This is a genomic window from Paenibacillus borealis, from assembly GCF_000758665.1.
Taxonomy (GTDB): Bacteria; Bacillota; Bacilli; order Paenibacillales; family Paenibacillaceae; genus Paenibacillus_AQ; species Paenibacillus_AQ borealis.
Map to the genome: position 1 here is coordinate 4,897,720 of NZ_CP009285.1, position 22,790 is coordinate 4,920,509.

At 49.7% G+C, this 22,790-nt stretch carries 26 protein-coding genes; all 26 read right to left on the reverse strand.

Annotated elements, in window-relative coordinates:
• Positions 1-127: 127 nt before the first annotated feature.
• On the reverse strand, positions 128-829 hold the full coding sequence (gene rpsB / locus PBOR_RS20495; protein WP_036692565.1) for a 30S ribosomal protein S2: 702 nt from the start codon (positions 827-829) through the stop codon (positions 128-130).
• A gap of 196 nt (positions 830-1,025) precedes the next feature.
• A complete protein-coding gene (locus tag PBOR_RS20500) occupies positions 1,026-1,661 on the reverse strand; it encodes a hypothetical protein (protein ID WP_042214843.1) in 636 nt (211 codons plus the stop codon).
• A complete protein-coding gene (locus tag PBOR_RS20505) occupies positions 1,658-2,236 on the reverse strand; it encodes a hypothetical protein (RefSeq protein WP_042214846.1) in 579 nt (192 codons plus the stop codon). The genes PBOR_RS20500 and PBOR_RS20505 overlap by 4 nt, the downstream gene beginning before the upstream one ends.
• A 64-nt stretch (positions 2,237-2,300) precedes the next feature.
• Positions 2,301-2,609, reverse strand: coding sequence for a hypothetical protein (locus PBOR_RS20510; RefSeq protein WP_042214848.1), 309 nt, complete (start codon positions 2,607-2,609; stop codon positions 2,301-2,303).
• Between the two features lie 67 nt (positions 2,610-2,676).
• Positions 2,677-4,080, reverse strand: coding sequence for a flagellar assembly protein A (locus tag PBOR_RS20515; protein WP_042214850.1), 1,404 nt, complete (start codon positions 4,078-4,080; stop codon positions 2,677-2,679).
• A gap of 30 nt (positions 4,081-4,110) precedes the next feature.
• Positions 4,111-4,899: a FliA/WhiG family RNA polymerase sigma factor gene (locus tag PBOR_RS20520; protein ID WP_042138136.1), complete on the reverse strand. Its 789-nt coding sequence runs from the start codon at positions 4,897-4,899 to the stop codon at positions 4,111-4,113.
• Between the two features lie 76 nt (positions 4,900-4,975).
• A complete protein-coding gene (locus tag PBOR_RS20525) occupies positions 4,976-5,392 on the reverse strand; it encodes a hypothetical protein (RefSeq protein ID WP_042214853.1) in 417 nt (138 codons plus the stop codon).
• Between the two features lie 2 nt (positions 5,393-5,394).
• Positions 5,395-5,892, reverse strand: a complete 498-nt coding sequence (locus PBOR_RS20530) for a chemotaxis protein CheD (RefSeq protein ID WP_039295222.1) — start codon at positions 5,890-5,892, stop codon at positions 5,395-5,397.
• Positions 5,885-6,478: a chemotaxis protein CheC gene (locus tag PBOR_RS20535; protein ID WP_216626453.1), complete on the reverse strand. Its 594-nt coding sequence runs from the start codon at positions 6,476-6,478 to the stop codon at positions 5,885-5,887. The genes PBOR_RS20530 and PBOR_RS20535 overlap by 8 nt, the downstream gene beginning before the upstream one ends.
• Before the next feature lie 36 nt (positions 6,479-6,514).
• Positions 6,515-6,976: a chemotaxis protein CheW gene (locus PBOR_RS20540; RefSeq protein WP_042214855.1), complete on the reverse strand. Its 462-nt coding sequence runs from the start codon at positions 6,974-6,976 to the stop codon at positions 6,515-6,517.
• 27 nt (positions 6,977-7,003) lie between these two features.
• Positions 7,004-9,088, reverse strand: a complete 2,085-nt coding sequence (locus PBOR_RS20545) for a chemotaxis protein CheA (RefSeq protein WP_042214858.1) — start codon at positions 9,086-9,088, stop codon at positions 7,004-7,006.
• 34 nt (positions 9,089-9,122) lie between these two features.
• Positions 9,123-10,538: a protein-glutamate methylesterase/protein-glutamine glutaminase gene (locus tag PBOR_RS20550; RefSeq protein WP_042214860.1), complete on the reverse strand. Its 1,416-nt coding sequence runs from the start codon at positions 10,536-10,538 to the stop codon at positions 9,123-9,125.
• A gap of 35 nt (positions 10,539-10,573) precedes the next feature.
• Positions 10,574-11,455 carry a MinD/ParA family protein gene (locus PBOR_RS20555; protein WP_042214863.1) on the reverse strand — a complete coding sequence of 294 codons (882 nt, stop codon included), beginning with the start codon at positions 11,453-11,455 and terminating at the stop codon, positions 10,574-10,576.
• A complete protein-coding gene (gene flhF / locus PBOR_RS20560; protein ID WP_042214865.1) occupies positions 11,452-12,864 on the reverse strand; it encodes a flagellar biosynthesis GTPase FlhF in 1,413 nt (470 codons plus the stop codon). Before flhF ends, PBOR_RS20555 begins: the two co-directional genes overlap by 4 nt.
• The gene (gene flhA, locus PBOR_RS20565) at positions 12,861-14,843 is read right to left on the reverse strand and encodes a flagellar biosynthesis protein FlhA (RefSeq protein ID WP_425415547.1); all 1,983 of its coding nucleotides are present in this window, start codon (positions 14,841-14,843) and stop codon (positions 12,861-12,863) included. Before flhA ends, flhF begins: the two co-directional genes overlap by 4 nt.
• A 71-nt stretch (positions 14,844-14,914) precedes the next feature.
• Positions 14,915-16,009: a flagellar biosynthesis protein FlhB gene (flhB, locus tag PBOR_RS20570; protein ID WP_042214869.1), complete on the reverse strand. Its 1,095-nt coding sequence runs from the start codon at positions 16,007-16,009 to the stop codon at positions 14,915-14,917.
• A gap of 22 nt (positions 16,010-16,031) precedes the next feature.
• Positions 16,032-16,823 carry a flagellar biosynthetic protein FliR gene (gene fliR, locus PBOR_RS20575; protein ID WP_042214872.1) on the reverse strand — a complete coding sequence of 264 codons (792 nt, stop codon included), beginning with the start codon at positions 16,821-16,823 and terminating at the stop codon, positions 16,032-16,034.
• 4 nt (positions 16,824-16,827) lie between these two features.
• A complete protein-coding gene (gene fliQ / locus PBOR_RS20580) occupies positions 16,828-17,097 on the reverse strand; it encodes a flagellar biosynthesis protein FliQ (protein WP_036692523.1) in 270 nt (89 codons plus the stop codon).
• A gap of 22 nt (positions 17,098-17,119) precedes the next feature.
• The gene (gene fliP / locus PBOR_RS20585; RefSeq protein WP_042214875.1) at positions 17,120-17,884 is read right to left on the reverse strand and encodes a flagellar type III secretion system pore protein FliP; all 765 of its coding nucleotides are present in this window, start codon (positions 17,882-17,884) and stop codon (positions 17,120-17,122) included.
• Positions 17,881-18,411 carry a flagellar biosynthetic protein FliO gene (locus tag PBOR_RS20590; protein ID WP_052429575.1) on the reverse strand — a complete coding sequence of 177 codons (531 nt, stop codon included), beginning with the start codon at positions 18,409-18,411 and terminating at the stop codon, positions 17,881-17,883. The genes fliP and PBOR_RS20590 overlap by 4 nt, the downstream gene beginning before the upstream one ends.
• A 9-nt stretch (positions 18,412-18,420) precedes the next feature.
• On the reverse strand, positions 18,421-18,786 hold the full coding sequence (locus PBOR_RS20595) for a response regulator (protein WP_019910416.1): 366 nt from the start codon (positions 18,784-18,786) through the stop codon (positions 18,421-18,423).
• Positions 18,787-18,812: 26 nt separating this feature from the next.
• On the reverse strand, positions 18,813-20,123 hold the full coding sequence (fliY, locus tag PBOR_RS20600; protein ID WP_039295184.1) for a flagellar motor switch phosphatase FliY: 1,311 nt from the start codon (positions 20,121-20,123) through the stop codon (positions 18,813-18,815).
• A complete protein-coding gene (fliM, locus tag PBOR_RS20605) occupies positions 20,113-21,111 on the reverse strand; it encodes a flagellar motor switch protein FliM (RefSeq protein WP_039295181.1) in 999 nt (332 codons plus the stop codon). Before fliM ends, fliY begins: the two co-directional genes overlap by 11 nt.
• Positions 21,112-21,152: 41 nt before the next feature.
• Positions 21,153-21,620, reverse strand: a complete 468-nt coding sequence (locus PBOR_RS20610) for a flagellar basal body-associated FliL family protein (RefSeq protein WP_042214877.1) — start codon at positions 21,618-21,620, stop codon at positions 21,153-21,155.
• Positions 21,617-21,841 carry a flagellar FlbD family protein gene (locus PBOR_RS20615; RefSeq protein ID WP_039295177.1) on the reverse strand — a complete coding sequence of 75 codons (225 nt, stop codon included), beginning with the start codon at positions 21,839-21,841 and terminating at the stop codon, positions 21,617-21,619. The genes PBOR_RS20610 and PBOR_RS20615 overlap by 4 nt, the downstream gene beginning before the upstream one ends.
• Before the next feature lie 111 nt (positions 21,842-21,952).
• Positions 21,953-22,771 carry a flagellar basal body rod protein FlgG gene (gene flgG, locus PBOR_RS20620; RefSeq protein ID WP_042214880.1) on the reverse strand — a complete coding sequence of 273 codons (819 nt, stop codon included), beginning with the start codon at positions 22,769-22,771 and terminating at the stop codon, positions 21,953-21,955.
• Between the last annotated feature and the right edge of the window lie 19 nt (positions 22,772-22,790).

Genomic DNA, 22,790 nt, shown 5'->3' on the forward strand with positions numbered 1-22,790 from the left:
CCTCCAGATAATTGTCGTTGTCATACGGGGGCTCAGGGCCCATTATCCTAAAAAAAGGGCAGTGAGAGGTTATCCACCTGCCAACCACCCTTTTCATTTAAGTTCTTGTTTATTTCCCGGATACTACTTAAGCAGTAGTTGTGTCTTCGCCCTGATGAGCTTCAACAACAGCGTCAGCCATTTTACCAGTCAAGAGTTTCACGGCACGGATAGCGTCGTCGTTGCCTGGAATTACGTAGTCGATTTCGTCCGGATCGCAGTTAGTATCAACGATAGCTACGATTGGAATACCCAATTTGCGAGCTTCTGCTACTGCAATACGCTCTTTACGCGGGTCAATGATGAACAGCGCGCTTGGAAGACCTTTCATGTTCTTGATACCGCCCAGGAATTTCTCAAGACGATCTTTCTCTTTGCGGAGAAGGATAACTTCTTTCTTAGGCAATACTGCGAAGGTACCGTCTTCTTCCCAAGCTTCCAATTTCTTCAGGCGGTCAATACGCTTCTGAATAGTCTGGAAGTTAGTCAGGGTACCACCCAGCCAACGTTGGTTAATGAAGAACATACCCGAACGTTCAGCTTCTTCTTTAACGGAATCCTGTGCTTGTTTCTTTGTTCCTACGAATAGGATTGTGCCGTTGTCGCCAGCGACGCTCTTTACAAAGTTGTAAGCTTCCTCTACCTTTTTGACTGTTTTCTGCAAGTCAATAATGTAAATTCCGTTTCTTTCAGTGAAGATATAACGATCCATCTTTGGATTCCAACGACGAGTCTGATGACCGAAGTGTACCCCAGCTTCGAGAAGCTGCTTCATGGAAATTACTGCCATCTTCACACACCTCCTAATTTTGGTTTATTGTGTGTCTCCTCCGCCGCGCGTCATCTTTCTACAAGACTTTCTTCAGAAGAAAGCACCTCTTGTCGAAATCAACCGGCGTGTGTTTTAACACCGTCAATTACTATACCATATTAAAACATTCTATGCAACGATTACTGTGAAGTTATAATTTTTTATCAAAAAAAGCTTATTTCTTCACAGTGATCAGCTTGTCAATAATAGAATCCATGCTCTCGCCTTTGGCAAAGCTGTAGCTGCCGTATTGGATAATCTTGTTCACTTTACGGCTGTTCGCCGTCTTAAGAAACTCTGCTTTATCTTGAATGACTCCGGCACCGGCAAGCACATCAGCCGTTTGAGCGAGAGTAATTCCTGTAGGAATGCGCACAGAGATATCTCCATTGACGGCAACCGCAGGCGCTTCCGGGCTGGCTGGAGCCACAGCCCCACTGTCTGCAGCACCGCTCTCCGGCTGTACAGGCGCTGACGGCTTGCCGGGAGCTGCTGCAGCACTCGGCTCCACTGCGGCCTTAGGCGTAGCTGCCGGAGCCGGAGAAGCAGTTGCAGCCTGCTCCGCAGGTGCCGGGGACGACTCGGGTGTTCCTTGAGGAGTTCCTTCCTGGGTGTCTTCTTCCGTGTTGACAGTCCCCTCATCAGCAGCCTGCGCATTATCCACCACAGTCAAATTGAGCCTCGCCGCTTCCTTAATCAATTGTTCTTTGGTGAGGGGAGCCGCTCCTCCGGAGATCATCAGCTGCAGCAGCAGGGCGCCGGCAATGAGCCCGACACCTAAACCGAACATAAAGAACCGGTTCCTGATCATACCGATTCCTCCTGATGGGCCAGCTGCAGAATCAGCTGGACTTCTCCACGCTGGAGACCCGCGGTCTTGGCGATGGAATCTATCGATTTGCCTTGTTCATGCAGTTCGAACAGGCGCGGATACCGCAGCTTTATGGAGCTGACCGGCTTTGGCTTGGCAGGCGGGGTATCAGCTTCCGCCGCAGGAGCTGCAGCAGGACTCTCCGCAGGCCGGACAGCTGAGGGCTCCCTTGTGAAGGTTGCGGCAAGCTGAAGCAGGCCTTTTTCCTCAGCCGTCAGCCGGGCATCCAGAAGCAGCAGGCTATTACTAAGCTCAGTCACCTGCTCACGCAGTCCGCCAATCTCTTCCTGCAGGGCTGCTTTATTGCTCTGCGACTGCGCTTTGATACTGCCGACCAGCTGAAGCAGTTCCGTATTCTCATGTTCGATATCCGCCATATACAGCTCCAGAGCAGCCTCCGTCTCCTTCAGGCTCTTCTTCTCTTCCGAGTCTTCCTTGCCAGCCTTTGCCGGCAGTCTCAGGGCATAAACGATAGCGACAGCGCCTACCAGCACGATATATACCCATGGGTCCAAGTGTCTAATCTCCTTTACCATTCAATTCATTTGAAATCCTGCTCTTTCAATAGCTTATTCAGCCTCAAAGACTGAAATCTATGCGGTGTCCTTTAAAAGGATGCTCGGCATCGTGGGCAGCCTCTGGCTTCCGGGGCTTCCGCTGATCAGCATGACCCTCCGGATGATTACCCTTGCCTCCGTCCCGGAGTGCGGATTCCGAAGATTCGTCCACCTCACTGCTGCGCATGGCGATTTCCTGGCTATGCTTGACGTTCTGGCCTGCCAATTGCTGCTGGTCAAGCACAGGACGATGCTGCTGGCTGTTCTGAACCTTAGCCGCATCATGTGTCCGGGGCAGGGCGATTTGCAGTTCCACTGGTTTCAGACTCATACGCTCCTCATCTCCCATAGTCCATTTAGAATCAAGGAATAGCAGGCCGCTCCCGCTGCCTGCCTGATCAAATGTACGGTGTTATCGATATATCCCCTTCACTGTAAATAAAGGAAACCCGCTCCGTTGGATCCTTAACGAATCTGGTGTACCTGCCAATAACAATCTTAGAGCCTCCATAGATCGTTTTGATGACATCTACCCGTGCTCTGCCTGTATCCTCCAGCATCCGCTCGATCTCGAGTACGCGTTCTTTGATTCTCTTTTCCTCACGCATATGGGATTGCTTGGTCGCATTCAGCTTCACGCGGAGCGCCACCTTATCGGGGGAAAGCTGACCGTTGTTCGCCAACTGATTGAGAAGGTATAATGCCTTATTGGTCTTGTCTTCATTCTCAAGAAGGTGACGCAACTCCTGGCGCAGCTCATTAATCTCATTTCTCAGCTCGGGAACAACTCCCACCTCAACCGCTGTTGCCGTCGACATCGTATTTCCGATGGTCCGTGCCACAACTCTGTCCCCTGCCTGGACTATGCCGCCCACAATCAAACCTTTGGCGCCGTTGCAGAGCACGTCACGGCCTGCCCGGATATTGGAATGCATAATACTTTGCGATACAATCACATCTTCACCGGCGACCACATTGCCATCCTGGATAAATGAGACTTTGACACTTTTTCCGGCGCTTACAAGACCTTTGTTATATCCGATAATTCCGCCGGTAATTTCGATGGAACCGCCCGATATCAGCTCGGCGCCCTCCACTCCTCCAACCACACGGATATCTCCGGCGGATTTGACGGAGAAGCCGGTAAGAACATTGCCGCGAATGACAACCGTGCCGACAAAATCAATATTGCCTGTACTGTAATCTACATCACCATTGACCTCATATACAGGAAATACATTGATCTTGCCCTTGTCTGTCAGCGTAACCAATCCATCTATCGCCGAATACATCGAGGTCTCTTCCTGATCCACCAGTACATTTTTGCCAACCTTGAAATGGGCTTGCTTCCCGGCTTTATAAGGAAGCTCTTCCCCGGTCACCGTCTTTCCGCTCACACCATTCTCTGCCGGAATAATCTTGGCAATAAGCTGGCCCTTCCTCACATTGTGAAGCCGGACCAGATCCTTGTAGTCAACCTTGCCATCTTCCTTCTCAAGAGGCTTACGGTCTTCTTCCAGATCAACGGTCAGTACCATCCGTCCATCCTTGCCGTTAACAGCAGGCTGACCAATTGCGATTGGCACCCTGTTCCAGAAATATTCTTCCGGGTTGCTGCAGATCCGCTGAACAATATCCCGCTGGATGCCAAATCGAATGTTGTGACTGACCAGGAAGCCTTCAAGATCTTCAATTGCACAGGAGAAATTCTCATCCTTCTTGATGAACTGGAGGTAAGCAATCCCTTTATCATCCGAAAACGTAATACTCAGGTATTGGCCCAAAACATATTGACCGATCAAATTCTGCTCCCCCTTGTCACCGTCGCCCGGTTAATCATTTTGCATAAGTAGATCACGGTTTTTCTCAAGTGTTCCTCTTAGCCGCAAAATAGCCTTCGAATGAAGCTGTGAGATCCGCGAAGGAGAGAGTGACATCACTTCAGCGATCTCGCTCAAAGATAAATCCTCATAATATAAAAGGGACACGACGGTCCGTTCTTTCACTGTTAATTTCTCGATGCCTTTAGTCAGCGTATCACGCAGATAGAACTCATTCACTTTGCGGTCCGGATTCTTAGCCTTATCGTCCACGAGAATAGACATCCGTGTCTCTGACTCTTCCTCACGGATAGGATCTTCCAGTGAGCAGAGCGACATAACAGCAACATCCTGCAGCATAGTCTGAAACTCGGTTTCAGTAATGTTCAGATACTGGCTCATTTCATCGTCACTAACGGATCTCAAATATTTCTGTTCCAGCTGCTGGTAGGCATCCTCAATTTTTTTCGCTTTTTCACGTACCGATCTGGGAACCCAGTCACTTTGCCGCAGAGAATCAAGGATAGCTCCTCTTACCCGCCAGGAAGCATAGGTCTGAAATTGCAGTCCCCGCTTGTAGTCGAATTTCTCGATGGCATCAATCAGCCCCATCACGCCATTGCTGGCCAAATCATCTTTGGATACATTTTTGGGCAGCCCCACTGCCAGACGGCTGGACACGTAATCAACAATATGGAGATAACTCTCAATCAGCTTTTTTTTGGCCTCAGGATCACCTTGTTCTTTCCATTGTTCCCACAGTCCATCTGTTTCTGACTGAGCAGCTTTATGCTCGTTCAACGGCTTTCACCCTTCCCAAAGTTTAGTCAGCGGTACCATGCGGCGCAAGATTACGGACTTTCGCCGCGGCACTCGCTTATTCTTCTTTCAGGTGACGAACGGCCTTGGCCAATTCTTCAGGATCTTTCATAGAGACCAGTTTTGGAGGCTGCAGAGGTGTGAATCCATCCCTGTCCGCACTTGCTGTTTCCGGTTTCGGCGTCAGCAGGTTCTTCAATTCCTGATCCTCTTCCGGCGTCTGAATATCAAGCTTGGCACCAAGTGCCTCACCATTATCTTCAAATCCGGCTTCAAGGTCTGAAGATTCAGAGGATTTCCCAATAATAACACCCAATACCCATCTTAGAAGGAAAGCAAGCACAAACCAGATAATAAATCCATATATTCCCCGGATCAGGCTGGTTCCAACTAAATTATGTCCGTAGTTTGTAAGAAACGTAAATAGAAATCCAATCAACCCGAGACCTGTGCTTAATAATATTTTCTTGCTCATGGCTATATTTCCTTCGGGCCTTTTTGAACGCTGCGGATAAAGAGCACCCCGGTATTGCAGGCGATTTCTATCGTACGTCCATAATTGCCACCCGTGTCCTCCGCGATCAGCGGAATGTTCAATGCGTCCAATGCTAGTTTGCAGGATTCCACATTACGAGGCCCGATCCTCATGGTGTCACTCCCCCCGGCAAATGCGAACATCTGCGAGCCTCCGGCCATCTTGGCCACAATCCGGCTCCGGACCGCCCCTAGCGCCAGCAGGCGGGATAAAAGCTCAGGCACAGCGGTATCGGCAAACTTGGCAATATTCATCTGTCCTTCCCGGGCAATATCCGACGAGGGCAGCATGACATGTGCCATGCCCGCAAGTCTTTTGCCGGGATCAAACAGTGTCAGGCCAACACAGGAACCAAGACCGGTCGTACGGATAAGACTGTCCTGGCTGCCTATGTTAAGATCCGCCATGCCTACTTTAATAATGCTCTGTTCTTCAATCATTATCAAACGGTACTCCTAATGCCTTGAATATTTTGGGGAATGATTCGGGATCGGGAATAAGGAAAAATTGCCCTTCAATCTCATTTTGGCCTTCCAGAAACGTCGTATCGATCAGCAGCGCATCATCACCCATCTGACCGAACTGCAGCAGCCCGTATCCAAGAATTGCCCCGGCCATATCCATAGCAAGCGCCGGTACCGTCGGATACATGGAGAGTGAGGTAAAGTCAGCCAGCGAGGAGAGGTAGGAGCCGGCAAGGATATTGCCGATTTCGCTCAATGCGGATAACTCCATTTCACTGAGCTCTTCACCGCCTGAAATCTCAATTCCGGCAATCCGGCTGAGCAGGTTGGTCGCTGCTTCCGGAGAGAGAATGAAGAACAGGTTGCCCGGAGCTTCACCTTCAACACGCAGGAAAACTGCATAAACCAATTCCTCAGCTCCGCCGACCTTATCGGTAATCTCCTCAAAGCTGAGGAGCTGTACCTTAGGTACAGCCATATCAATCGGCTTATTGAGCAGCTGCGATAACGCGGTGGCGGCGTTGCCGGCTCCAATATTCCCGACTTCTTTCAGCACATCCATTTTGAAATCCTTGAAGTTTTTGAATAGCTCCACTGGCTAGCCCTCCAGGCTTTCCAGTTGCACGATTTCGCCCTTGTTAAGCACCTCGGACAAGTTGAGCATTATCAACAGACGGTCTTCTCCAATTTTGGCCACCCCGTCCAGATACTTCGCTTTGATCCCGCCCACAACATCCGGTGGTATATCAATAATGTCACGGTTCAAATCAATAACATCATTCGCTGAATCGACGATGAAGCCGACTTCCATCTCATTCACATTCACTATAATGATCCGGGTCTGGTCTGTATGCTCTGCTTCCTCAATGCTGAAACGGCCGCGCAGATCAATGACGGGGATGACTACACCGCGCAGATTGATTACACCTTTGATAAACGAATAGGTCTTGGGTACGCGGGTTATCGGCATCATGCGCTCGATGGTCTGGACTTTCTCCACTTCAATGCCGTATTCTTCAGTGCCAAGCTTAAATACTATGACTTTGATATCTTCAGCCATGGAATGAACCTCCCTGTTCTATCCTGATTATTTAATAAAAGCATTCGGATCAATAATAAGTGCAACTTGTCCATCACCAAGGATAGTGGCTCCGGAAATCCCCTGAACCTCAGGCAGATACTTGCCGAGATTCTTGATTACAATCTCGTTCTGCCCGATAAAGTCCTGAACCGCCAGGGCAACCAGGCGCTCTCCCTTGCGTACAACCACAATCTCTGTCTCTTCTTCCGTGCTTTCATCATAGTCCGGAATTGAGAAGATCTTGCTAAGTGATACGAGCGGAATATGGCTGCCCCGGAATTCCAGCATTTTGTTGCCGTGAATGGTACGGATCTGAGACTGTTTCACAATGCCTGTTTCTACTATGGAAGACAGCGGAATTGCATATTTCTCTGAACCCAGGCGGACTAGCATGGCTGCGATAATCGACAGGGTCAGCGGAAGCTGAACGGAGAAATTCGTCCCTTTACCCGGTGTAGAGTAAATGGTTACGTTCCCGCCCAATGATGAGATCTTTGCTTTTACTACATCCAGTCCGACCCCGCGGCCCGATACGTCGGAGATCACCTCTGCAGTACTGAAGCCCGGAGCGAACAGAAGCTGATAAGCTTCATCATCTGACATCGCATTGGCCTGCTCCTGGGTAATAGCACCTTTCTTAACAGCAGACCCCAGAATCTTCTTCGGATAGATGCCTCTGCCGTCCTCTTCAATCTCGATAAAGACATGGTTGCCGCTATGGAAAGCCCGGAGGTGGACGGTCCCTGTCTCCGGCTTGCCGGCAGCGACACGGTCTGCTATGGACTCAACACCGTGGTCTACTGCATTACGCAGTAAATGCACAAGCGGATCACCAATCTCGTCAATTACAGTACGGTCCAGCTCTGTGTCAGCGCCTGTAACGATCAGATCCACTTTCTTGTCAAGCGATTTGGCTAGATCGCGGACCATCCGCGGGAACCGGTTAAATACGGTATCCACCGGCACCATGCGCAGCTTCATCACTATGTTCTGCAGATCCCCGCTGACCCGGCCCATATGTTCAACCGTTTCGGTAAGGTCCCCGTTCTGCACTTCGGAAGCCAGCTGCTCCAGACGAACGCGGTCAATGAGCAGCTCACTGAACAGATTCATCAATACATCCAGACGCTCGATGTCCACGCGGATCGTCCGGGAAGGCGAAGGCGCTCCGCCAGCTCTGGCCGGAGCGGCCTTGTTCTCTTCCCTGCCATGTGCGGAAGCAGCCGGTGAAGCGTTAGAGGCAGCAGGAGCGGCCTCTAACGCCGGAGCAGGGGCAGGCGCTTCTGCGGTAGCTGCAACACTCTCCTGTCCCATCTGACGCAAGGATTCCTGATCAAGCGCTACGGCTGTAACCGTATCGATCTCCGACAAATTCAGGATCATCTTCTGAATTTCGCCGGCATCCTTTTGGGTTATGTAGTAGAGGGAGAAACCGTAATCGAATTTCTCCTGCTCTATGTCCTGAACCGAAGGGAAGGACTTGACAACTTCTCCTGAACGCTCCAGAAGGTCGAAGACCATATATGCACGCACTGCTTTGAGCTGACAGTCTTTGCGGATGGCCACATCAACATACAGCACCTGATGGCCTTCCTGCAGCGACTGCTCCAGCACAGAGTACTGGAATTCATCCAGATACACCTGGGCATCGGCAGCATTCCCGGCAGCGGCAGCAGTTACTTCTGCAGCGGCTCCGCCGGCAGCGGGTACCTCGCCCCGGACAATAGCCTGGAGGGAAGATACGATTGCCGAAACATCAGCCTTACCCTCGCCTCCGCCTGTGATATCCTCAACCATGGATTCCAGAGCGTCAATACTCTTGAACAGGGTGTCAAAAATGAAATCCTGCATCCGCAGTTTATTGTTACGCACCAGATCGAGCACGTTCTCCATTTGATGCGTAAGCGAAGCCAAATCCTCAAAACCCATTGTAGCCGCCATACCTTTCAAGGTATGGGCAGAGCGGAAAATTACCTGGACAATACTCAGATCTTCAGGATTTGCTTCCAGCCCCATCATGCTTTCGTTCAATGACTGCAGATGATCATTTGACTCATCAATAAACATGGATAAATATTGGTTCATGTCCACTAACGAGCACCTCCCCTTCGAGTTCGCTTTTCCTTTATTTAACGGCTTGCACCAGCCTTGGAGCAATGTCTTGCAAAGGCAGGATATGTTTCACGCACTGTAGCTCCACTGCAGACCGTGGCATTCCATAAACGACACAGGTCTCTTCACTCTCGGCAAAGGTTGACGTCACACCCGAGTCATAGAGTGCCTTCATCATACGGGCCCCGTCGCTGCCCATCCCGGTCATAATGACCGCATGACGTTCAAGCGAGGTAAGCTGCAGTACCGATTCAAACAGTGTATCTACAGAAGGCCGATGGCCGTTGCGGGCTTCTTCTTTGGTAAGCTCAATCACATATTGACCGCCGGCTGCCGGAGCAACCTTCAGATGATAACCGCCGGGAGCTATATACGCAGCCCCCTGCCGCAGGACCATGCCATGCTCCGCTTCAGCAACGTCAAGCGCGCTGAAGGTATTCAGCCGCTGGGCCAGCGATTTGGTGAAATTAGGCGGCATATGCTGAACAATGACAATCGGTGCCGGGAAATCACCGGGGATATTCTCCAGGAACGCCTTAAGCGCTCTGGGACCGCCAGTTGAGCATCCTACAGCAACCAGCTTGCGCAGGCCCCTGCTTCCGCTTACCGCATTTGCCTGTGCCGCAGGAGGCTCAAAGAAACCTCCTGCAGCCGTTTCAGCGGCAGCAGACCGCAGATCCGGAATGGCTGCTCCGGAGTCCCCTTGGATCCGGCTTCTAAAGCGTTCGGAAGCGGGTTTAGGCACTGCCGCAGCCGGCTTAACCAGCCGCTTCGGAACTTCACTGACGGGGCTCTTCACTTGCGGATTCTTGTCTGCCGGGAGCTCCAGAGGCGCATTGCCCTTCGGCTTCAGTGTCCCCTGGACCGGCTTGCGCAGGGAGTCCGTTTCCTTCTTGAGCGGCTCAATCTTCCGTTTCACTGGTTCTATGACCGTTCGCGGAGCAGGAGACGGCGCCGGCAGAACTGGCTGATCAGCAGGAGGCAGATCCGGAGTCTTGTAAGCAGAAGCCCTTGCTTCACGCTGTTCGCGGGCCAGCATGGCTTCTTTCATCTGCTCACGGAGAGATTCCCCGACTGCGATAATATCCTGGGAGTTTGAAATGGACGGCTTTCGGATGAAATCGAAAGCCCCCCATTCCAACGCCAGAATTGTTTCTTTCATCCCCTCTTCATTAATACCTGACAGCATAATGACTGGAAGCGGACGCTGGGCCATTATTATTTTCAGCGCCTCCAGACCATTCATTTCCGGCATTTCCACATCCATGGTCACCAGATCCGGACGAAGCTCATTCACTTTCTCGATAGCTTCACGGCCGTTGGAAGCCGTTGCTGTTACCTGATAATCAGCATCGTTTTCAATTAAATCGGATATGATTTTACGCATAAAAGCGGAATCATCCACAACCAAAACCTTATATGGCCTCATAGCATTTCCACCTCTGTCCCTCAAATTCAGAACAATTATTTGTTTCGTTTCAACCACTTGCTGATGAACCCCTTGATGCCTTGTACTTTAGCGGTTTCTACTGAATCAACAGCCAGATAGCTCAGCGCTAGCCGGTGCACATCCTTGGCTGCTATACTGTTCGGAAAAGCCACTGAGAATGGAATTTGTTTCTTTACTGCCTGAACTACATGTGCATCACTGCTTATATAACCCAGAAACGGGAGTTCAAGCTGCAGAAACCGGCTGGCGGCCATGCGGATTTTATCACTGGTCACTCTTGCTTCCCGCTCATCCCCCGCCTGATTGACAATCAGCCTGAAGGTAACCTCCGGATGCGAATTATGAACTACTTTCATCAGCGCGTACGCATCCGTAATGGCGGTAGGCTCAGGTGTCGTGACAACCAGACAGTCATCGGCAGAAGTGATAAACTTCATCGTTTCCTTAGACAGTCCAGCCCCTGTGTCAAAAAGTATAAAGTCCATCGTATCGGCAATTTGCGCAATCTGAGTGGTAAAGTAATCCAGATCAGCTTCCGAGAGTGAGAACAGCTCATCCATTCCGGAACCGCCTGCGATAAATGGTAAGGATTCCGGACCGAGTTGAATGATCTGTCCGATGTCGGCTTCCCGCTTAAGCAGATGGTACAGATTGTATTTCGCTGACACACCCATAAGCACGTCGATGTTGGCCATGCCAATATCGGCATCGAACAAAAGAACTCTCCGTCCCATGGATTTCAGTGCGAGTGCAAAGTTAAGGGTGAAATTCGATTTCCCGACGCCCCCCTTTCCGCTGCATACGGTAATGATCCGGGCGGAGACTCCGCTGCCGGAGACCTGCTTGGAGTCCTGGCTGGATACTAACCGTCTTAAGGATTGCGCCTGATCCATCACTCGCCCCCTGTTCCCAGCAGCATTCCGGTAATCTGCTCTCTGGTAGCCATCAGAAGATCATCAGGAACATTCTGGCCATTCGTAATATAAGAGAGCTTTAGCGGAAAATCATTCAGAACATTGAAGAGCGGGCCATAGCTGCCTGTTTCATCCAGCTTCGTGAATATAACCTTATCCAGCTGGTATCTCCCAAAGTGCTCGGCGATCTTTTTCATGTCGCGGCTTTTGGATGTCAGGCTGAGCACCAGAAAGGTTTCGCTCTTGAGCTCCTTGGCAAGCAGACTCTGCAGTTCGGCTACCAGCATTTCATTGCGGTAGTTCCGGCCTGCAGTATCCATAAGCACCAGATCACAGCCCTCAAGGCGGAACATGGCTCTTTGCAGATCTCCGGGCGATTGGACAACCTCCAGCGGCATATTCAAAATGGATGCGTATGTTCTAAGCTGTTCGACTGCTGAAATCCGGTAAGTATCAGAGGTAATCAGGCCCACTTTACGGCCCTGCCTAAACAGCTGTTCCGCTGCCAGTTTGGCTATGGTTGTCGTTTTGCCTACACCGGTAGGTCCGGCAATGTACACGATCTTTGTATCGGGGGCAATGCCTCCGGCGATACGGCCGGCCAGAAATTCACTAATCTGCTCTTCGAGCACCTCACCGAAGTGACCGGGGCTCCAGCCGCTTCCTTCTTCGCGGTAGCGTTCCAGGACATTTCCAATCCATTCATCCACAAGTACGGCGTCCGTCTCCTGATCCATCAGACGGCCTTTGAGCACTTCCAGCGCATCCGGCAATTCAGCTGCCCCGGAGGAATAACGGGCAATACGTTCCATCCACTGCTTCATATCCCTAATCTCCCGAAGGACATCGCTCTCTTGAGCCGGAGTACCGCCAGGTGCAGGCGCTTCCGTTTCAAGAGATTCAAAGATCGCTGACAATGCCTGGCGGCTCTCCTCCGGGCTTGGAACTGGAGGATGCTCTTTGACAGGTTCACCTGCCATAACATCCAGCTGTTCCGTCTTAGACAGCGCCGGCATCACCGCTACGCCCCCGCCGCCCTGATCAACAGGATCAGCGAGTGCGGCGGCAATCTCGGCAAATGAGCGGGCTGATGTTGTTTCTTTCACCTGCCCAGCCTGTGGAGCAGATGCTGACGCCGCCTTTTGGTAAGCCTGCGGAACGGCATTACGAGGGATGTTCATCGGTTGAGCAGGTGACTTTTCCTGTGCAGCGGGCTTCTTTGTATCCTCAACGGCTGCCACAACTTCGATTTTCTTTTTGGTGAACATGCCCATAAATCCGCCGACCTTAATCTCTTTGGTGCTTAGAATGACGGCGTCGCTTCCAAGTTCGCTGCGGATGGAATGCATGGCGTCAGGCATCGTATCGACCACATAACGCTTCACTCTCATAAATTCACCACCCCAACGCTTTGAATTTCAATATTTGGCTCGAGCTCGCTGTAAGACAATACCGGGATATCCTGCATCGTCCGTTCAATGACCTGCCGCAGGTACATTCTAATGGTCGGAGATGTCAAAACGATGGGCTGCTGTCCGGATTGCAGGAGACGGTTGATCTGCTCGGTAAGCCGTTGATAGACGGTTTGAGTAGATACAGGATCAAGCGCCAAATAACTGCCTTGCTCCGTCTGTTGAACACTCTCAGTAATCTTCTTCTCAAGTGTGGGACCTACAGTAATTACACGCAATGTCTCACCCGATTGGGAGAATTGCTGCGTAATCTGCCTGGACAGGGATTGCCGGACATATTCCGTCAGAATATCAGGATCCTTGGTATACGTGCCATAATCCGCCAGAGTCTCGAAGATCGTAACCAGATCCCGGATGGAAATCTTCTCACGGAGCAGCTTGCCAAGTACTTTCTGAATATCACCAACTGCCAGTATGGAAGGAATAAGTTCGTCCACCAGAACGGGATAATTCTCCCTGAGATTGTCGACCAGCTGCTTGGTCTCCTGACGCCCGAGCAGTTCATGCCCGTGACGTTTGATTAGCTCTGTCAGGTGTGTGGCCACAACAGAAGGAGGATCCACTACGGTATAGCCGGATAACTCCGCCCGTTCCTTAACTGATTCATCAATCCATAGCGCAGGTAATCCAAAGGATGGTTCGATAGTCTCAATCCCGTTAATCGACTCGTCATCATAACCGGGACTCATGGCAAGATAGTGATTAAGTAATAATTCACCGCCGCCAACGTTATTTCCTTTAATTTTGATGACATATTCATTCGGTTTTAGTTGAATATTGTCGCGTATACGAATAACCGGCACGACTAGACCCATTTCAAGCGCACATTGCCGTCGAATCATGATGATTCGGTCGAGCAGATCGCCGCCCTGTCCCGTATCCGCCAAAGGGATCAGGCCATAGCCGAATTCGAACTCGATCGGGTCAACCGTCAGCAGATTAATGACACTTTCGGGACTGCGCACTTCTTCAATCTGCTTCTCCTCTACCAGCTGTTCATCGGCAATCTGCTGCCTGCTGGCCTTCTGCCCCATGCTGTAGGCCGCATAAGCCATCAGACCCGCCAGAGGCAATGTAGACATCACCGTGATTGGGGTGAAGAAGCCCAGAAAAGCAATCGTCACAGCTACAATGTAAAGCAGCTTTGGATAAGACAGCAGTTGTCCTGTCAAATCCTCAGCCAGATTACCTTCCGAAGCTGCACGGGTTACGATTAGACCGGAAGCTGTGGAAATGAGCAGTGCAGGAATCTGGCTGACCAGACCATCCCCGATCGTCAGTATAGAGTAGGTCGAAAGTGCATCCTGGAAGGACATTCCGTGAATCGTCATCCCGATAATAAAGCCGCCGATCAGATTGATCAGCAGGATGATAATACTGGCAATGGCGTCACCTTTAACGAATTTACTCGCACCATCCATGGCTCCGAAGAAATCCGCTTCGCGTTCAACATTACGCCGGCGTTCGCGCGCCTGCTGCTCATTGATCATCCCTGCATTCAGATCCGCATCGATACTCATTTGTTTACCGGGCATCGCATCCAGTGTAAAGCGTGCCCCCACCTCGGCAACGCGCTCAGAGCCTTTGGTGATAACAATGAACTGCACAACAACCAGAATCAGGAAGACGATGAAACCGATAGCGATTTGTCCACCTGCAATCCAGCTTCCGAATGTAGCTACCACCTCACCGGCATGACCATCACCAAGAATCAGTTTGGTGGTGGAGATATTCAAGGCTAACCGAAACAGTGTAGTGATTAAGAGTAATGAAGGGAAAATCGAAAATTGCAGCGGATCCTTCGTATTCATTGCGACCAGTATAATGGTCAGAGCTATTGAGATATTGACAATTAACAGTACATCCAGAAGCCAGACAGGGATGGGCAGAATCATCATAAGCACAATGCCGATAACGCCCAGTAGAACTGTTAGATCTCTAGCTTTCAATGTCCTTAACCTCCCCCGGCTTATCTCCTCTTACCTTTAAGCTTGTATACATAGGCCAGCACTTCGGCAACAGCCTGGAACAAATCGGCCGGAACCACATCACCGATTTCCGCTCTCTGGAATAGCGCCCGTGCCAGCGGCTTATTCTCCATAGTCACAACACCATGCTCCTTGGCCAGCTCCCTGATACGGAGCGCCACATAATCCTGGCCCTTGGCTATAATCTGCGGAGCCTCCATTTTGGAACCGTCATACTTCAGGGCAACCGCAAAGTGGGTCGGGTTCGTGATGATTACATCGGCTTTAGGGACCTCCTGCATCATCCGCTGCATCGCCATTCTGCGCTGGCGTTCCCTGATTTTACCTTTTATGATGGGGTCGCCCTCCATCTTTTTGTACTCATCCTTAATGTCCTGTTTGGACATTTTCAGACTTTTCTCATGCTCGTATTTCTGATAGATATAGTCGAGTACGGCCATTATAAAAAGAGCCGCTGCAATCTTGATGCCAAGGCTCATAGTCAGCTTCGCAGCGAAGCCGAACACTCCTTCCGCATTTACATGCGCCAGGGAAGCAAAGCTCTCCTTCTCCCCCCAAAGTGTGCTGTAGACCAAGTACGCAATCAGTACCAGCTTGAAGATGGATTTAAGGAATTCGACAAACGAACGCATGGAGAAAATATTCTTGAAGCCTTTGATCGGATTGATCTTCTCGAACTTAGGTGTAATCCCTGCACCGCTAGCCATAAAACCCACCTGCGCGAAGTTGGCCACAAGCGCCAGAAGGAAGGTGATGCCCAGCAGGGGAGCCAGCAGAATCAGAATCTGCAGCCCGTACTGGTTAAACAGCGTAGAGACATTCTCCGGTGTTACTTCCATCATCATCCGGTTCTGAAACACATCTGTGAACAGCTTGACAAAGCGTTCTTTCATGAAACCGCCGAAAATGCTCAGCGACAATAATGCCGAGAACAGCACCACTGCGCCGGACATCTCCGCGCTTTTGGCAACCTGCCCTTTCTTGCGGGCGTCCTGCCGTTTCTTCGGGGTGGCTTTCTCAGTCTTATCTCCCCCGAACAGCTGAAGATTTAATTGATATCGTTTCGGCTTAGCCAAGACAATCTCTCCTTACCGTTACCTAAGGACTCTTCCCCACGAGGCCAAGTAAGTTATGCATGGACTCAAACATAATGTCGAAGAGATTCTGGAACAGCACAGCCAGCCCCGGCATCAGTATAAGAAGTAGCGCCAGACCAACAATGATTTTGAGCGGAACTCCGATGACGAACACATTATATTGCGGAGCAGTTCTCGCCAGGAAGGCAAGACCGACATCCGTAAGAAATAATGCGGTAACCAGCGGTGCCGACATTTGAAAGGCCAGCATAAAAGATTGTGCAAAAGTGCGGACCAGAAATTCCGACAAGCTTCCGTCGATCATTTTGAGGAATAAGTCATTGTCGATAGGCACCCATTTGTAACTGTAAACAATTGCATCCAGCAAATAGTGATGTCCGTTCATCGTCAGAAACAGCAGCAGCGCAATCATATACTTGAAGTTACCTATGATAGGAGCAGAGGCGCCTGTCATCGGGTCGATTACGTTGGCGATACCAAACCCGATCTGAATATCGATAAAGGAACCCGCCGTCTGAATCGTCATGAACATCAGATAGGCGATAAATCCAAGCAGCAGCCCGATTAAAGCTTCTCTGACAATCAGCAGAATAAAATTAAGATCCTGCGGAACGGTGACGTTCATCCCGCCTGAACTGAAGATGACCATAGATACAAAAAAAGACAAACCAATTTTGAAAGTTGTCGGCACACTTTGCGAAGAAAAGACAGGGACGACAACAAAAAAGGCTGTAATTCGACAAAAAATCAGCAGAAAGACAGGAAAACTTTGCAGCAGGGTCTCTATATTCATAATCTCAACCGATATACATATAGAGGCTGCCCAAGATTTGACTGGTGAAATCCACCAGCTTCGTTATAATCCACGGACCGAACAGCAGTAGTGCGAGCAGTACGGCAACGATTTTGGGAACAAACGCCAGGGTTTGCTCCTGAATCTGGGTTGTGGCTTGAAAAATACTGACGATCAGTCCTACCACCAGACCAAGAATCAGCATGGGGGCGCTGGTTTCCAGCACCAAATATACGGCTTGGCCGGCTAGACCGATAATAAACTCCGCATTCATCCCTTACGCCTCCTCTTAAGGGTCAGGTGTTAAAACTTAGCAGCAGTGATTTGACTACTAGGTACCAGCCGTCCACTAGCACAAAGAGCATAATTTTGAAAGGCAAGGATATCATGACCGGCGGCAGCATCATCATCCCCATGGCCATTAGCGTACTGGATACTACGATATCAATAATGAGAAACGGTATGAAAATCATAAAGCCCATCGTAAACGCTTTTTTCATCTCTCCGATCGCAAACGCCGGCACCATAACAGTCAAAGGAATATCATTGTAGCTGGCCGGTTTGACCGTAGCATTGTTGCCGGTATAGTTCATGAACAGCAGCAGGTCCTTGGTATTGGTCTGCTTGAACATAAATTCCTTCAGCGGTTCCTGCGCTTTATTGAGCGCCTCGCTCTGGGTCAGCGTGCCTTTCATATACGGCTGTAAGGCCGTTTCATTCACGGTTGCCAGTGTCGGCGACATGATAAACAGGGTCAGGAACAGAGCCAGTCCTACAAGCACCTGGTTCGGAGGCATTTGCTGCGTGCCGAGTGATGTTCTTACGAACCCCAGCACAATCACTATCCGGGTAAAACTCGTCATTAACACCAGAAATGAAGGTGCAATGCTCAGCACCGTTACCAGCAGCAGGATGGAAATTGAACTCGTACCGCCGCTTGCCGTATCATTATCACCGACCTGAATACTGATGTTAGGAATAGGATCGGCGTGAACCGGATGCAGAAGAACAATACTGAATACACCTAGAAGCAGTAAAGAAAGAATCAGCTTTTTTTTCATAAATCCCTCGACTCATTCTTAAGGTCATCATCCCGCAGCAGTTCTTCGAGCTTCTCTTTACGCTCAGGCGCAAGCGCAAGCTTGGACTGCAGCGTCTCATAGAAAGACGAAGTCTCACTAAGTTCAATTTCCTGGGATGGGACTTCACCGCGCAGCTTGGATTTGATTTTGGTGATAAGCGGTGCCATAAAGCTGTCAGTTCCTGACGTCTGATCTTCGAATGCGGAAATGATTAACGCAACTTCTGCCGGATCGGTGATTTTGTCCATCATGGATATGTTCTCCCCGACTCCGATCAGATAGAGGCTGCCGCCGAGTTCGATGATCTGAATCGACTTATTCGGACCGAGCCCCATCGCACCTAATGTACGGATGGAACGGCCGCTCATCATTGTCTGATTGCGGCGTCCCAGAAAACGGATCAGCAGCACGATAAGAATGACAATTACTGCAAGAAAAAAAACTACTTTCAACAAATTCAGCAGGGCATTACTACCGTCTCCGAGCGTTCCGGAATTGGCTAACATACCTGATTCCTACACACCCAACGTTTTATTGATAGCTTCAATTACACGGTCAGCCTGGAAAGGCTTCACGATAAAGTCCTTCGCCCCGGCTTGAATTGCATCAATGACCATAGCCTGCTGACCCATGGCTGAACACATGATGACTTTGGCATTGGCATCCACTTTTTTGATTTCTTTTAGGGCGGCGATTCCGTCCATCTCAGGCATGGTGATATCCATCGTGATCAGATCCGGACGCAGTTCCTTAAATTTCTCTATAGCCTGTGAACCGTCCTGGGCTTCACCCACTACCTCAAATCCGTTCTTCGACAAAATGTCCCGGATCATCATTCTCATAAATGCTGCATCGTCCACGATTAGAATTCGGTTAGCCATTTTTACAAAATCCTCCCTAAGTATGCTTATTGTAATTTTTGTATACGGTCCCACTGGCTGACGATATCCGTAACGCGGACACCGAAGTTTTCGTCTATAACTACGACTTCCCCTTTGGCAATGAGCTTGTTGTTAACCAGAATGTCAACAGGCTCGCCCGCCAGTTTGTCCAGTTCGATAATCGAACCTTGCGACATTTCCAGAATATCTTTGATCTGCTTCTGGGTCCTTCCTAATTCTACGGTCACTCTCAGTGGTATGTCCATCAATAAATTTAAATTATTTTCGTCAATATTGCCAAAAGCCCCTGCACTGAGGTTAGCAAATTGTACCGGCTGCACATTCACATTGCGATTAGGTGCAGAATTCTGCGGCGGCGCCTGCGGATATGGCATTCCTTGAGGCGGCATTCCGTAAGGCGGCATACCCGGCATACCATAGGCTGGCATACCGGCAGGAGGATAATAATAGCCACCTTCAGGCATTCCCGGATATGGCGGCATCCCCTGCGGCGGATATTGAGGCGGAATCCCTCCCGGGTCAGGTGCCGGCATCTGCTGCTGTACCGGAGGTGCAGCTGGAGCAGGTTCTGGTGCTGCAGCGGGTTTGGGAGGTGTTTCGGTCGACGTAACGGCCGCTTCCTGGTCAGCCTGGCTGACATCGCCCAATAGCATGGTCACCATGTCTTTGGCGAACGGCACCGGCAGCAGCTGCATAATCGTGGAATCGATCAAATCGCCGATTTTCAGCCGGAACGAAATCTGGATTAATGTTTCATCATCCGGCAGGCTTCCAACCCCTTCTCCACTGGACATATTTAGAATATCAATGCCTGGAGGAGAAATATTGACGAATCTGTTAAATATAGTCGACATGGAAGTAGCGGATGAGCCCATCATCTGATTCATGGCTTCCTGCACGGCGCTGATATGAATTTCATTCAATTCCTCGTCTTTGGGTTCACCTTCACCGCCAAGCATTAAATCGGCAATGACCTGTGCATCCCTGATCTTGATGACCAGTGAATTGATCCCCTGGAAACCGTCCACATACTGTACATGAACTGCGACATGAGGTTTAGGGAATGCTTCCTCAAACTCACTGCGGGTAATAATGGATACCTTAGGAGTCGTGATATCAACCTTTTTGCCGAGCAGAGTGGACAGCGCAGTCGCTGCACTGCCAAATGTGATATTACCGATCTCTCCCAGAGCATCCTGTTCAAAAGGTGTTAAGTAATCATCCACTGTCTTCGGCGAGGGAGCCAGGTTACCTTCCGCAGACTGTCTAAGAAGAGCATCTATCTCTTCTTGGGACAAATAATCTTTACTCGTCAAACTCTTCAACCCCTTCGCTGACAATCTCGTCTATTTGCACAGCCACTCGTTCTTTGATTATCCCAGGACTTCCGATGAATTTCAGCTTGTCCCCTACCTTGATTGACAGTCCGGAATCCACAGTCTTGTTAAGAGAAATCACGTCGCCGACACTGAGCCCGAGAAATTCAGCAATGGATAACCTCGATTCACCCAGCTCTGCTACTATCGGAAGCTGAGCCCGGTGGACTCTTGCCCGGATGGCTTCAAGCTCAACCTCATCCCGCACCTTCTTCTCGGATACAAACCACTGGTGAACAGACAGCCTCGACATAATCGGCTCAAGAACAACGTGAGGGATACAGAGGTTGATCATCCCGGTGGTATCTCCGATTTTGGTGCTGAGGGAGATAAGGGCAATCGTTTCATTTGGCGATACAATTTGCATAAACTGCGGATTCGTTTCCAGTGCTTCCATCCGTGGATGGATGTCCAGAACTGTCTTCCAGGCTTCCTGGAGACTTTCGAAACATCTGCTGAAAATCCTCTCCATAATTGTCGTTTCGATTTCAGTCAGGGCGTTAATCTTCGAAGGTGCTGTACCAAATCCGCCAAGCAGTCTGTCCAGCATGGCAAAGGCTATATTCGGATGCACCTCCATGACCATCCGGCCCTCTAAAGGTTCGGCTTCAAAAATATTCAGTATCGTCATTTTGGGAATGGAGCGGATAAACTCATCATAAGGGAGCTGCTCTACTTGAACGACACTGATTTGTACAAAAGTGCGCAATTGGGCCGAAAAGTATGTTGTAAGGTAGCGGGCAAAGTTATCATGGATCCGGGTAAGACTGCGGATATGATCTTTGGAGAAGCGTACGGCCCGTTTGAAATCGTAAGAGCGGATTTTTTTCTGGGTTTCTTCTTTTTTAAGTTCGTCGGCATCCATTTCACCGGATGATAGTGCAGCAAGAAGAGCATCAATTTCATTTTGTGATAGTACATCAACCAATTTCAATCACCCCCCCCATCAAAGAATTAACCCGCCAGCAGCTACATTGGTGCCAAGATGAAGTTGGTGACCTCAATCTGTGTAAGCTGTCCTTCAGTCAAGGTCTTGTTGATCAAATTCACCAGCTTGCTGCTCAGTTGATCCTTGCCGTCAGCCCCGTTCAGCTCTTCCGGCTTGGTATCAGCAAGCGCCTTGATAATCAGCGGTTTGATTTTGATTTCTTTAATCTTTTCGAATTCTTCCTTGGCCGTGGCAGTATCCAACTGGAACGCGAAGTTTATTGAAACGATATAATCGGGGTCAGCAAGATTAGTTTTGATATCGGTGATTTCTGCTGTCAATTCGACGATCTGATCAGCAGAAAGCCTCTTAGCTTCCACATTCTGGACCGCCTGATTCACATCATTCGCATCACTCGGGAAAAACTTGTCCATTAGCAGAAATGCGGCTACTACAATAAGTGTAATCGCCAGTAAAATCGTAATGAGCCATGGCATCATCTTCTTCATGAAAGCTCCTCCATCGATTGGACTTTAATGGTGGCAGCATGTGTGCCTATGTCCCTGTTGTATTCCTTGATCTTCTCAATGACTTCATCAGCCTTTTCAAGCACAATCAGCCTTTTGCCGGTTACGAGCGTGATATACGTATCCGGGGATTCTTCAACCATTTCAACCAGCAGGGCATTTAACCACATTGCCGCCCCATTCAATCTTGTTACCGAAATCATAACAGGCCTCCTAACAAAATAGGGGGAGGAGTCCCCCCCACGACTATAATAACAATACCGCCACAGGCGGAAAGTTACTATTATACAGCAAGTTTATGACTATAAATAAAATTAACGCTTGAGGTTAACAACTTCCTGGAGTACTTCATCAGAAGTTGTAATAATACGTGAATTCGCCTGGAAACCACGCTGTGATACGATCATCTCAGTGAATTCATTCGTCAGATCGACGTTGGACATTTCCAGCTGGCCGGCAACGATTGAACCTGTTCCCACTTCAGCATTGTTGGCAGTAGTCGGCTCGAGTGCTCCCTCTGCATTCGCATTCAACGTCATCCGGTACAGATTACCACCGATTTTCTCAAGTCCTTGCGGGTTGCTAACTTTGGCGACAGCGATTTGAACCCCTTGTTCAGTCGTTCCGTCAGCCATAGTCTGAACAATGGTACCGTCACTTGAGATGGAGAAGGCGGTAGCTTCTTCAGGCAATTGTATGGATTCCCCATCCACACTCACGACATGAAGGCCATCGGAAGTAATGAGATTGCGGTTAGAATCCACATGAAAATCTCCTGCACGGGTAAGGAAAGGTGTCTCCTGATCATCCGAGAGTTTCACCAGGAAGAAGCCGTCGCCGTCAATACGCAGATCCGTAGGATTATTAGTTGTCATTGCACTACCTGCCAAATGCATAGTGTCCACAGAACCAATGCTTACCCCTAAACCGATCTGTTTGGCATTAACCCCGCCTTGTCCTCCATCAACCGGTGCTGTAACACCTGACACCGTCTGGCTCATGATGTCTTTAAACATTACGCGGCCTGATTTGAAGCCGATGGTGTTGACGTTGGCAATATTGTTACCGATAACGTCCAGCTTGGTCTGGAACCCGCGCATACCTGAAACTCCTGAATACATAGATCTTAACATTGTTTGTCGTCCTCCCGGA

Excerpts from the sequence above, each read along its gene's own strand:
- rpsB (WP_036692565.1), bottom strand. The coding sequence starts at position 829 with ATGGCAGTAATTTCCATGAAGCAGCTTCTCGAAGCTGGGGTACACTTC.
- PBOR_RS20500 (WP_042214843.1), bottom strand. The coding sequence starts at position 1,661 with ATGATCAGGAACCGGTTCTTTATGTTCGGTTTAGGTGTCGGGCTCATT.
- PBOR_RS20510 (WP_042214848.1), bottom strand. The coding sequence starts at position 2,609 with ATGAGTCTGAAACCAGTGGAACTGCAAATCGCCCTGCCCCGGACACAT.
- PBOR_RS20525 (WP_042214853.1), bottom strand. The coding sequence starts at position 5,392 with ATGAGCAAGAAAATATTATTAAGCACAGGTCTCGGGTTGATTGGATTT.
- PBOR_RS20530 (WP_039295222.1), bottom strand. The coding sequence starts at position 5,892 with ATGATTGAAGAACAGAGCATTATTAAAGTAGGCATGGCGGATCTTAAC.
- PBOR_RS20535 (WP_216626453.1), bottom strand. The coding sequence starts at position 6,478 with ATGGATGTGCTGAAAGAAGTCGGGAATATTGGAGCCGGCAACGCCGCC.
- PBOR_RS20540 (WP_042214855.1), bottom strand. The coding sequence starts at position 6,976 with ATGGCTGAAGATATCAAAGTCATAGTATTTAAGCTTGGCACTGAAGAA.
- PBOR_RS20550 (WP_042214860.1), bottom strand. The coding sequence starts at position 10,538 with ATGAGGCCATATAAGGTTTTGGTTGTGGATGATTCCGCTTTTATGCGT.
- flhF (WP_042214865.1), bottom strand. The coding sequence starts at position 12,864 with ATGAGAGTGAAGCGTTATGTGGTCGATACGATGCCTGACGCCATGCAT.
- flhA (WP_425415547.1), bottom strand. The coding sequence starts at position 14,843 with ATGATGATTCTGCCCATCCCTGTCTGGCTTCTGGATGTACTGTTAATT.
- fliR (WP_042214872.1), bottom strand. The coding sequence starts at position 16,823 with ATGAATATAGAGACCCTGCTGCAAAGTTTTCCTGTCTTTCTGCTGATT.
- fliQ (WP_036692523.1), bottom strand. The coding sequence starts at position 17,097 with ATGAATGCGGAGTTTATTATCGGTCTAGCCGGCCAAGCCGTATATTTG.
- fliP (WP_042214875.1), bottom strand. The coding sequence starts at position 17,884 with ATGAAAAAAAAGCTGATTCTTTCTTTACTGCTTCTAGGTGTATTCAGT.
- PBOR_RS20590 (WP_052429575.1), bottom strand. The coding sequence starts at position 18,411 with ATGTTAGCCAATTCCGGAACGCTCGGAGACGGTAGTAATGCCCTGCTG.
- PBOR_RS20595 (WP_019910416.1), bottom strand. The coding sequence starts at position 18,786 with ATGGCTAACCGAATTCTAATCGTGGACGATGCAGCATTTATGAGAATG.
- PBOR_RS20610 (WP_042214877.1), bottom strand. The coding sequence starts at position 21,620 with ATGAAGAAGATGATGCCATGGCTCATTACGATTTTACTGGCGATTACA.
- PBOR_RS20615 (WP_039295177.1), bottom strand. The coding sequence starts at position 21,841 with ATGATTTCGGTAACAAGATTGAATGGGGCGGCAATGTGGTTAAATGCC.
- flgG (WP_042214880.1), bottom strand. The coding sequence starts at position 22,771 with ATGTTAAGATCTATGTATTCAGGAGTTTCAGGTATGCGCGGGTTCCAG.